Genomic DNA, 9,791 nt, shown 5'->3' on the forward strand with positions numbered 1-9,791 from the left:
ATCTGTTCTTTCTAATTCTATGGACATCTGTCCGTCACTCTTCTTAACTTTCTCGTCACTGACTTTCGCAGGACGATAATCCGCTACTGCTGCTGCCTTGATGATAATATCCTGCTCATCACTGACAGAAGTCACTGCTTCATACATATCCTTTGCAGTCACAACAGGTACCAGATTTACGAACATTGGCGGTTCGATGGCAGTACGTCCGCTCACCAGCGTGACATCTGCACCACGAAGCATCGCAGCTTTCGCAATAGCATAGCCCATTTTTCCGGAAGAATGATTTGTAATATATCTCACAGGGTCAATTGATTCCTGCGTCGGTCCTGCTGTTACCAGGATCTTCTTACCTTTCAGATCTTTCTCACAGGCAGTTTCTCTCTCAATATAAGCAAGTAGTGTCTCAGGTTCCGGCATCTTGCCTGCACCTGTGTCACCGCATGCCAGATATCCGCTTGCCGGTGCAATCACTTCATACCCGTAATGCTCCAGAATCTTAAGGTTATCCTGTACAACCGGGTTTTCAAACATATTTGTATTCATGGCAGGAGAAATAAATTTTTTACATTTACATGCCATGATCGTGGTGGTAAGCATATCGTCTGCAATTCCATGAGCTAACTTACCGATCACATTGGCACTTGCCGGTGCGATCATCACTACATCAGCTTTCTTTGCAATAGATACATGCTCTACATGAAACTGAAAATTCCGGTCAAAAGTATCCACCAGACATTTATTGCCTGTGAGAGTTTCAAAAGTGATCGGATTAATAAAATTCGTAGCATTCTTTGTCATAAGCACATGAACATCTGCATGACGCTTCATCAATGCACTTGCAAGATACGCAATCTTATATGCGGCAATACTGCCTGTCACTCCTAATAATACTGTTTTTCCTTCCAGTGTCATTTCTCTTCTACCTCTTTCTCCGGATTCATACAATTCCTTAAAACACTCTTCTTTATTATAATCTAATTATCACAGGAAATGCAATATAGGATTTGTTTTCTTTGTAAAACAATTTATCAGCTTGACTTCCTCCATGATCCCGTGCAAAATATAATATCAGAAAATGAATGTACATATCCGACAGTACAGACATTCAGGCAAATAAGATCACCTGCTTCGCGACTTGCCTGATTTAAATCAAACGGATATTCGCAATTGAAGCAGAGGACTTACTTGATTTGGTTAAATTATTCTTACGGAGGGCATATGAAGAATTATCAGATTACTCAATGGTGTGCAAACTTTATACGACAACAGGTACAGGAAGGCGATTTCTGTATTGATGCTACTATGGGAAATGGAAACGATACGCTTCTGCTGACGCAGTTATGCGGAAAATCAGGAAAGGTCCTGGCATTTGATATTCAGAAACAAGCTCTGGAAACTACAAAAAAGAAACTAACTGCAGCACACGTTCCGGAAAATTACAAACTCCTTCTGGAGTCTCATGCAAATATGGCAGAATATGCAAATCCAGACAGTGTGAGCTGTATTGTCTTTAATTTCGGTTACCTGCCCGGAGGGGATCACACGCTGGCTACCAGAGGTGAAACCAGTATTGAAGCACTGACTCAGTCTTTGACACTTTTGAAAAAAGGCGGCATGATTTCTTTATGTATCTACAGTGGCGGCGATTCCGGATTTGAAGAACGGGATCAGATCCTGGCATGGCTGAAAGAACTGGATTCCCGTAAGTATCTGGTGATAAAGAGCGATTATTATAATCGTCCCAATAATCCACCAATTCCAGTGCTCATAATTAAGAACTGAATGCAGATCCAATGAATATTCACAAGTCAGGCGGATAAAATCATCCGCTTTGCTACTTCTCATAACCCAATAACTGCTCCGCAGTTTATCAGAAGATTTGCTTAAGCTACCACGCAAAACAGCGGGAAAGATCTCTCATCATCTTTCCCGCTGTTTCTCTGATCTCATAATTTATTTCTGTTTATAGAAATTCTATAGCAATCTTCTTAAATACATTATTTACGAGAATTGCTATAATATCAGTCTGTAATCTTAATAGTTTCGATCACCGGCTGCTCATCTGCCGGAATTGTTCCGTTATTATCTGTTGGTTTGGAATCTTTGCAGATTTTATCAACGATATCCATACCTTCTGTTACATGACCGAATCCTGCATAATCGCTATCCAGGAATGTACTGTCAGACTGTACAATAAAGAACTGTGAACTTCCACTGTCCGGATCTGTTGCTCTTGCCATGGAGATAGTTCCTCTTGTATGAGAAATATCATTCTCTACTCCATTGTTGCTGAACTCACCCTTAATATTCTCATCAGATCCACCGGTTCCATCTCCGTTCGGATCACCACCCTGGATCATAAATCCATCCATGATACGGTGGAATGTCAGTCCGTCATAGAAACCTTCCTGTGCAAGTTTCACAAAATTAGTTACTGTGATCGGCGCTGTATCTGCATCCAGTTCTACCTCAATGGTGCCATAATCCTTTACTTCAATCTCTGCATGGTGAGTACCTGTCAGTTCTTTAGAAGTATCCAGAAGTACGGTTGTGCTGCTGTCTGAATCCTCTGCATCTGCTGATTCACTGTCCTTATCTGTGGAATCACTGCTCTCTTCCTCAGAGCCATCAGAGAATCCTGCCTTCTCTCCCTCTTCTTCACTTGCTACATCACTGCTGTCTTCAGAAGCTTCCTCTGTCTTCTCTTCTGCCTGATCAGAAGTTTCTTCCTTAGTTGTCTCTTCTGTCTTTGTCGTATCCTCTGTTTTATCACTGCTGCCGCATCCTGCCAGTAAACTTGCTGACATAGCTGTAACACAAAGTGCTGCCAGTAATTTTCTCTTCATTTTCTCTACCTCCGAAATTATCTGTTTCCGAGTTTGTCCCGGAACACAATCTTATCTGATTATAACCTATTCATAAAAAAAAACAACTCTTTTCACAAAATGTTCAGATTGTTCACGGTTCCTGTATTTACTTCCGGCCAATTGCCTGCTAAAATGTGTTTCAGAAAACAGTTTCATCAAAAACTGATCATACAACAAATCAAAAAATGAAAGCGAGGAATCCATAATGGAAAAAATAACAAGTTTTACCATAGACCACATCAAATTACAGCCAGGAGTTTATGTTTCCCGCAAGGATCCGGTAGGCGGCACTGTTGTCACTACTTTTGATATCCGTATGACTTCTCCTAACGAAGAGCCTGTTATGAATACAGCAGAGCTTCACACTATTGAGCATCTGGCAGCTACTTTTCTCAGAAATCACAAAGAATTCGGACCAAAAATGATCTACTGGGGACCAATGGGATGTCGTACTGGTAACTATCTTCTTTTAAATGGAGATTATGAGTCCAAAGATATTGTTCCACTTATGATCGAGACATTTGAATTTATCCGTGACTTTGAAGGTGAAGTTCCGGGGGCATCTGCCAAAGACTGTGGAAACTATCTGGATATGAACCTGCCAATGGCAAAATATCTGGCAAAGAAATTCCTGGATGAAGTTCTTTACGATATCAAACCGGACAGACTGGTTTACCCACAATAATATCTTTCTCCATTCCAAACACTAAAAATTCTGCCTGTCAGAGCACAAAGTCTCCTGCAGGCAGAATTTTTGAACCTTATGCAAAAAGCAGAAGCTATCGGAGATATTCCTCTCCATGCTTCTGCTTTCTTTATTTTTTTCTGGTTTCTATATCAGTATAGTCTTCTACCTCTATAGATTACTGAGCACTTTCATCATAAGATGCATCACTGCTCTCGTCATAAGAAGTATCCTCAGAATATGTATCTGTACTTGTATCTGCAGATGTATCGGCTGCTACATCACCTGCCGGAGCTGTCGTTGTCACGAAATCTCCACTTGCATAGCATGTCTGTCCATTATAATCAATACGGATCCAGCCATTGTCACATACACCTGTGCTGTTCAGCTGTGTTCCTGCCGCTACACTTGCGATCAGATCTGCATCTGCACTTGCATCAGAACGAAGATTCAGTTCAGATGCTGCATAATAAGTACCTGTCTTCACTTCTACATTCACACCACTGGCTGTCTGCTCTGCTGCAGGGGTTGGTGTTGCTTCTGGTGTTGGTGTTGCCTGTACTTCAGGAGTAGGTGTCACTTCCGGTGTAGGTGTTACTTTTACGATCATAACGCTGGAATCAATAGTCGGGTCAAATCCGCATCCCTGAGCGGCAAATGCAAGTCCCAGTACGAGAACCAGCCACAGTGGTTTTTTCATAAGTAGTGTCCTCCTTTATCAAAACGCGGAAACGTCCCTCCGTGTTTTCTACATCACTTTACGTACTAATATACACGATTCTTTCATAATATGCAAGTACTGTTCATTCTGTGCTAGAGCGTGTTTGAAAAAGGCGTTACTGTTCACTCCGCGCTCAGCAATACGCCTCCCAATACAAAAAAGCAGGAACTAGAGTATCTCATAAAGCACTTCTACTTCACCACCGCAGATCATTCCCAGATTTGCGCCACCCTGATTGGACAGATTATAAGATTTTATTTCGCCGTGCTGTGCTTTTGGCGCATATTTCAATGCCTGAAATTCCACATTTCCTCCACCGATACTTCCGTGAGATCTACCCTCCCTGTCCAGGAACATCTTACTTCCCGTTCCTCTTGGAGAAGATCCCCTTTTGGAAATAATGGTGATCATAACACCTTTTTCTTTCTCCCAGACAGCTTTTTCTACTGCTTCATCTATATATGAAACATTATATTTATTCTTCTCCTGGACAATTTCCGCTGTAATACTCACGGCAATCTCCGCAGGCATATGTCCGCCAATTGGCAGGCCAATTGGCGCATGGATCGTATTAAGCTGATCTTCCGTAAATCCCTCTCTCAGAAGTTTTTCTCTGGTCCGTTTCACTTTATTTCTGCTTCCGATCATCCCCAGATAAACATACGGGCGTTTCAAAATCTGTCTGGCACTGGCGCTATCTCCCAGATGTCCTCTGGTCACAATTACATAATAAGCATTCTCGTATACCGGAATCTTCTCCGGAATTTCTTCATAAGTACCCTGGATCAGTCTATCTGCATCAGGGAATCTCTCTTTTGTTACAAATTCCTCTCTGTCATCCATAACTGTCACATGAAAACCAAGCATTTTGCCTATTTTTGCCACAGGCTGAGACACATGACCACCGCCAAGAATGATCAGCTGAGGATTTTTTACATAAATCTCCACAAAAAAATCAGTTTCATCAATACGGATTACTTTTGTATCCTGACAGGATACCAGCTGTTCCTCATATTCTTTCCAGAATTCCTGTGCCTGTCCACCATCAAAAGCTGTACAATGCTCCTCCTTTATCAGGCATTTTTCGCCCTTATGGTTACCATTTAAAACCATCGCTGTCTTTACTTTTCCTGTTTCTTCTAATATCTGATAAATTTCTTTGTACATAGTCTCTCCTGTCTTATGAATAACAATTGTGATTTTCCCGAAAATATATTATAATTGAGGGAAAAGGGGGAAATAACATGAAAAAAAACAATTTTCTACACAGCCTGCCGTTTAAATTACTTGTCGGCGTGGCTCTCGGCATCTGTGTCGGTCTTCTTCTGAATATGACAGATGAATCCGCCATCACAACCGCCATACTGAATGTGGCTGTAACGCTGAAGTACATTTTGGGTCAGCTGATCAACTTTTGTGTTCCATTGATCATCATCGGATTTATTGCTCCGTCCATCACTAAGCTTGGAAATAATGCTTCCAGGATGTTGGGAGTTGCAATCTGTATTGCCTACGCTTCTTCACTGGGAGCTGCTTTATTCTCTGCAATATCCGGATATGCACTGATTCCGCATTTGTCAATCAGTTCTACTGCCGATAACCTCAAGACTCTGCCGGATGTGATCTTTGAGCTCTCTATCCCGCAGATCATGCCTGTTATGAGTGCACTTGTCCTCTCTGTTATGCTTGGTCTTGCAGCTGCATGGACAAAAGCCAGCCTGGTTTCATCTTTTCTGGATGAATTTCAGAAGATCGTACTTGCCATCGTATCAAGAGTGATCATTCCGATTCTTCCATTCTTTATCGGTCTGACTTTCTGCACACTTGCATATGAAGGAACCATTACCCGACAGCTTCCTGTATTCCTGCAGGTAATCGTCATTGTTCTGGTTGGGCATTTTATCTGGATGGCACTTCTGTATGTGCTGGCAGGCATTTATTCCAGGGAAAATCCTCTGGAAGTTGTCAAGCATTACGGACCGGCTTATCTTACTGCTGTAGGCACCATGTCATCTGCTGCTACACTTGCAGTTGCACTTCAGTGTGCACGGAAAGCAAAACCGTTGAGAAAAGATATGGTGGATTTCGGTATTCCGTTATTTGCCAATATTCATCTCTGCGGATCTGTCCTCACAGAAGTATTCTTCTGTATGACAATCTCAAAGATTCTCTATGGTGCTCTCCCTGCACCTGGAACTATTGTTCTGTTCTGCATTCTTCTTGGTGTTTTCGCTATCGGAGCACCTGGTGTACCTGGCGGAACTGTTATGGCATCTCTTGGAATCATTACCGGTATCCTGAAATTCGGAGATTCCGGTACCGCTCTGATGCTGACAATCTTCGCTCTGCAGGACAGTTTCGGAACAGCCTGCAACGTAACAGGCGATGGTGCTCTGACTCTGATCCTTACCGGATATGCAAAGCGTCATAATATTAAAGAGCAGAACATCAGTGTTGATCTGTAACTTTTAACTGAACTATTATTTATAAAACCATCGTATAAATTTTCCTGATCTGACAGGAAATATACGATGGTTTTTATTAACAGATTTCCCTTTTCCGATACCGGAAATATCGTTCACTTCTGCCAGAAGGTATTTACGGACGGATCACTTTATCCGCGCCAGTCATGCGTTCTGCAATCGTATACATATCAGTTACTTTTCCAACCATCAGCTTCTCCATCAGGCCATAATGTTTCAGACAGGTACCACAGGTCAGAATTTCCACTCCCTCTTCTTCCATCTTTTTCAGATCCTCAAGGCTCTCAGAACCCTCTGTCGTCAGTTTAGCTCCACCATTATAGAAAAGGATCGTATCCGGAAGTGTATCTAACTGGGAAAGCGCATAAATAAAACCTTTGATCAGAATCTTGCCTAACTCATCATCACCATTTCCCATCACATTAGAAGAGATCACAGCTACTGTCACTTTCTTATGAGGAGTTTCGCATACAAATTCTTCCTCATCTGCTGCACCACCAGTCTGCTCTGTCTGAACAGTCATTTTTACCTGATATTTCTTAGTTTCCAGTTTCTCGGATACAAATGTGCAGCCTGTCTTATTTGCAAGTCTGCTCAGGTTGTTTACTGCTGTCTCATTGTCTGCCAGAATCTCAATCTCATCACCGATTGCTGCCTTATCAATTACCTTCTTGGTCATAACAACCGGGATCGGACACTGTTTTCCCATTGCATTTACTTCATGTCTCATCTCTAGTCACCTCTCGTTATTTTTTATATCAAGTGGTCAAAAATGTCTACCCTATATCTGATCAACTCACTGTCTTACAACTGATTCCTACCACGTTTAATATACTTTCCAGATTTTTCCTGAATTACTTTTCCATCCTGTACCACATGTGTACCTCTCAGATATACACTGTCAATATCACCGTGCAGTTTAAATCCCTCAAACGGATTGTTATCTGTATTATATAAATGGGTCTTCGCAGAGATCACATTCTCTTTCTCAGGATCAAATACAACAATATCTGCATCACTGCCCTCACGGATCACACCTTTATTCGGATATACACCATAGAGCTTCGCTGCATTCTCACTTAACAGGCGGCACATCTGCTCCTGCGTGATCTTTCCTGTGCGGACACCATAGGTGTAAAGGAGAGTTCCTCTTGTCTGTACTCCCGGGAGTCCTCCTGGAATCTTTGTGAAGTCATCTTTTCCAAGAGCCTTCTGTTCCATAGTAAAGCTGCACTGGTCAGTAGCTACGGTCTGGATCTGACCATTTGCCAGTGCTTTCCACAGACAATCCTGATCTGCCTTCTTGCGGATTGGAGGAGCGCATACATACTTCGCACCTTCAAAATCTGGTTTAGAATATACACTGTCCTCTAACAGCAAATACTGCGGACAAGTCTCTGCATATACTTTCTGTCCATTTATTCTCGCACGCATCACTTCTTCAAATGCTTTCTGATTTGTCAGATGAACTACCATTACCGGTGCATCTGCTACATCTGCAATCACAAGAAGACGATGTACTGCTTCTGCTTCCATAATATCCGGACGTACCAGCGGATGATTTTCAGGTCCCAGACGCCCCTCTTTCTTCGCCTCTGCGATCAGCGCGTCAATGGCTCCTGCATTCTCACAATGTACGCCTGCAAAGCATCCATATTCATTCAGTTTCTTAATAATCTTATAAAGATCACTGTCATCTACGATCATTGCCGGATATGTCATATAAAGCTTAAAGCTGGTGATTCCCTCATCGATCATATTCTGGATTTCTTTCTCAGTCTCCTCATTCCATTCTACAATAGACATGTGGAAAGAATAATCACATGAACATTTGCCGTCAGCCTTCTTATGCCATTTCTCAAGACCTTCTTTCAGAGTATGTCCTCCTTTATCCTGAGACGCATAATCAATCACCAATGTAGTTCCGCCTGCAATCGCAGCTCTTGTTCCTGTCTCGAAATCATCTGCAGTCACAGTGCCTGCCACTTCCAGATCAAAGTGTGTATGTCCATCTATAAATCCTGGAAAAAGAAGCTTACCGCTGACATCGATTACCTGTGCATTCTCTGCCTTCAGGTTCTGTCCTACTTTTATAATCTTCTCTCCCTCTATCAGAACATCCTCTCTGACAGACATATCCCCTGATACTACTGTTCCGTTTTTCAATAAAATCACTGTTCCTGACACCCCTTTCTTTGCTTTACTTATGTAAAATATAGCATGCTTTCCTTATTACTTCAATGATTTCAGAAAATATTTACAAATTCTTTTAGGTATTCACATTTATTTTTTCTATCCTCTTTTTATTTTTCTTTTTTTATGTTAGAATAAAGAAAACGTGCAGTTTTCGTATGTCTGCACAACACAATCGCCAAATGGATATTCAGAATCGTATCGCAAATATCCCTAATTCGGTAAAAATCTGTTTATTAGGAGGGAATCAAATGGGACGGCTTACTGTATTAAAGCAAATTGCCGCTGATCTTGCTTCTCAGTTCGGACCAGACTGTGAAGTAGTGATCCATGATCTGAAAACTGCGGAACCAGAGCATTCAATCGTTTACATCGTAAACGGTCATGTTACAAACAGAGATATCGGAGATGGTCCATCTAATGCAGTTTTTGATGCAATCCGAAATCAGAAGAAAGAAGGTGGACCAGAGGATCATACTGGTTATCTGATGAAAACTTCCGATGGCAAAATCCTCAAATGCAGCACCTCATACATCCGCGATGATGACGGCAGCCTGCATTATGTTTTCGGAATTAATTATGATATCACCAAACTTACCATGATCGAATCTGCTCTTCATTCTCTTGTTACTCCTGAGAATAAAGAAGAAAAACCCAGGGAAATCACCCACAGTGTCAATGATCTGCTGGATCATCTGATCGAGGAATCTGTGGCACTTGTTGGAAAACCTGTTCCGCTGATGAACAAAGAGGATAAGGTTACTGCCATTCAGTTCTTAAATGACGCAGGTGCATTCCTTATCACCAAATCCGGAGATAAAGTTGCCAATTACTTTGGT

Annotated in this window: 10 protein-coding genes; 4 read left to right on the forward strand and 6 right to left on the reverse strand. The window is 41.8% G+C overall.

Going from position 1 to position 9,791, the window contains the following annotated elements; genetic code table 11:
• On the reverse strand, nucleotides 1–915 hold a 915-nt coding region (coaBC, locus tag ACTNES_RS17220; protein ID WP_441040202.1), incomplete at its 3' end, for a bifunctional phosphopantothenoylcysteine decarboxylase/phosphopantothenate--cysteine ligase CoaBC.
• 306 nt (nucleotides 916–1,221) lie between these two features.
• Between coaBC and ACTNES_RS17225 the strand changes: the two genes are divergently transcribed.
• Nucleotides 1,222–1,785: a class I SAM-dependent methyltransferase gene (locus ACTNES_RS17225; RefSeq protein ID WP_291808131.1), complete on the forward strand. Its 564-nt coding sequence runs from the start codon at nucleotides 1,222–1,224 to the stop codon at nucleotides 1,783–1,785.
• 239 nt (nucleotides 1,786–2,024) lie between these two features.
• Here the strand turns inward: ACTNES_RS17225 and ACTNES_RS17230 are convergent, their stop codons facing one another.
• Nucleotides 2,025–2,849 (reverse strand): peptidylprolyl isomerase, encoded by an 825-nt coding sequence (locus tag ACTNES_RS17230; RefSeq protein WP_441040203.1) that lies wholly within the window; start codon nucleotides 2,847–2,849, stop codon nucleotides 2,025–2,027.
• Nucleotides 2,850–3,075: 226 nt separating this feature from the next.
• Between ACTNES_RS17230 and ACTNES_RS17235 the strand changes: the two genes are divergently transcribed.
• Nucleotides 3,076–3,555, forward strand: a complete 480-nt coding sequence (locus ACTNES_RS17235; RefSeq protein WP_216460030.1) for an S-ribosylhomocysteine lyase — start codon at nucleotides 3,076–3,078, stop codon at nucleotides 3,553–3,555.
• Nucleotides 3,556–3,733: 178 nt separating this feature from the next.
• Here the strand turns inward: ACTNES_RS17235 and ACTNES_RS17240 are convergent, their stop codons facing one another.
• Together ACTNES_RS17240 and ACTNES_RS17245 are read right to left on the reverse strand one after the other, a co-directional pair.
• Entirely contained in the window at nucleotides 3,734–4,255 is a 522-nt protein-coding gene (locus ACTNES_RS17240; RefSeq protein WP_291808139.1) for an SH3 domain-containing protein, read from the reverse strand.
• Nucleotides 4,256–4,444: 189 nt separating this feature from the next.
• Nucleotides 4,445–5,443, reverse strand: a complete 999-nt coding sequence (locus ACTNES_RS17245) for an XdhC family protein (RefSeq protein WP_441040204.1) — start codon at nucleotides 5,441–5,443, stop codon at nucleotides 4,445–4,447.
• A gap of 77 nt (nucleotides 5,444–5,520) precedes the next feature.
• Here ACTNES_RS17245 and ACTNES_RS17250 point away from each other — a divergent pair, with 77 nt between their 5' ends.
• Nucleotides 5,521–6,741 carry a dicarboxylate/amino acid:cation symporter gene (locus ACTNES_RS17250; RefSeq protein WP_441040205.1) on the forward strand — a complete coding sequence of 407 codons (1,221 nt, stop codon included), beginning with the start codon at nucleotides 5,521–5,523 and terminating at the stop codon, nucleotides 6,739–6,741.
• Nucleotides 6,742–6,874: 133 nt separating this feature from the next.
• Here ACTNES_RS17250 and yedF read toward each other — a convergent pair whose 3' ends face one another.
• Together yedF and hydA are read right to left on the reverse strand one after the other, a co-directional pair.
• On the reverse strand, nucleotides 6,875–7,489 hold the full coding sequence (gene yedF, locus ACTNES_RS17255; RefSeq protein ID WP_291808147.1) for a sulfurtransferase-like selenium metabolism protein YedF: 615 nt from the start codon (nucleotides 7,487–7,489) through the stop codon (nucleotides 6,875–6,877).
• 74 nt (nucleotides 7,490–7,563) lie between these two features.
• Complete coding sequence (gene hydA / locus ACTNES_RS17260; protein WP_291817753.1) at nucleotides 7,564–8,934, reverse strand: dihydropyrimidinase; 1,371 nt, start codon at nucleotides 8,932–8,934, stop codon at nucleotides 7,564–7,566.
• 269 nt (nucleotides 8,935–9,203) lie between these two features.
• Here hydA and ACTNES_RS17265 point away from each other — a divergent pair.
• The coding region (locus ACTNES_RS17265) for a helix-turn-helix transcriptional regulator (RefSeq protein ID WP_441040206.1) at nucleotides 9,204–9,791 on the forward strand (588 nt) is incomplete at its 3' end.

This window comes from Blautia sp. HCP3S3_D9 (genome assembly GCF_052063845.1).
Taxonomy (GTDB): domain Bacteria; phylum Bacillota; class Clostridia; order Lachnospirales; family Lachnospiraceae; genus Blautia_A.

Bases quoted from the DNA above. Each gene is read 5' to 3' on its own strand.
- ACTNES_RS17225 (WP_291808131.1), top strand. From the start codon at position 1,222: ATGAAGAATTATCAGATTACTCAATGGTGTGCAAACTTTATACGACAA.
- ACTNES_RS17230 (WP_441040203.1), bottom strand. From the start codon at position 2,849: ATGAAGAGAAAATTACTGGCAGCACTTTGTGTTACAGCTATGTCAGCA.
- ACTNES_RS17235 (WP_216460030.1), top strand. From the start codon at position 3,076: ATGGAAAAAATAACAAGTTTTACCATAGACCACATCAAATTACAGCCA.
- ACTNES_RS17240 (WP_291808139.1), bottom strand. From the start codon at position 4,255: ATGAAAAAACCACTGTGGCTGGTTCTCGTACTGGGACTTGCATTTGCC.
- ACTNES_RS17245 (WP_441040204.1), bottom strand. From the start codon at position 5,443: ATGTACAAAGAAATTTATCAGATATTAGAAGAAACAGGAAAAGTAAAG.
- ACTNES_RS17250 (WP_441040205.1), top strand. From the start codon at position 5,521: ATGAAAAAAAACAATTTTCTACACAGCCTGCCGTTTAAATTACTTGTC.
- yedF (WP_291808147.1), bottom strand. From the start codon at position 7,489: ATGAGACATGAAGTAAATGCAATGGGAAAACAGTGTCCGATCCCGGTT.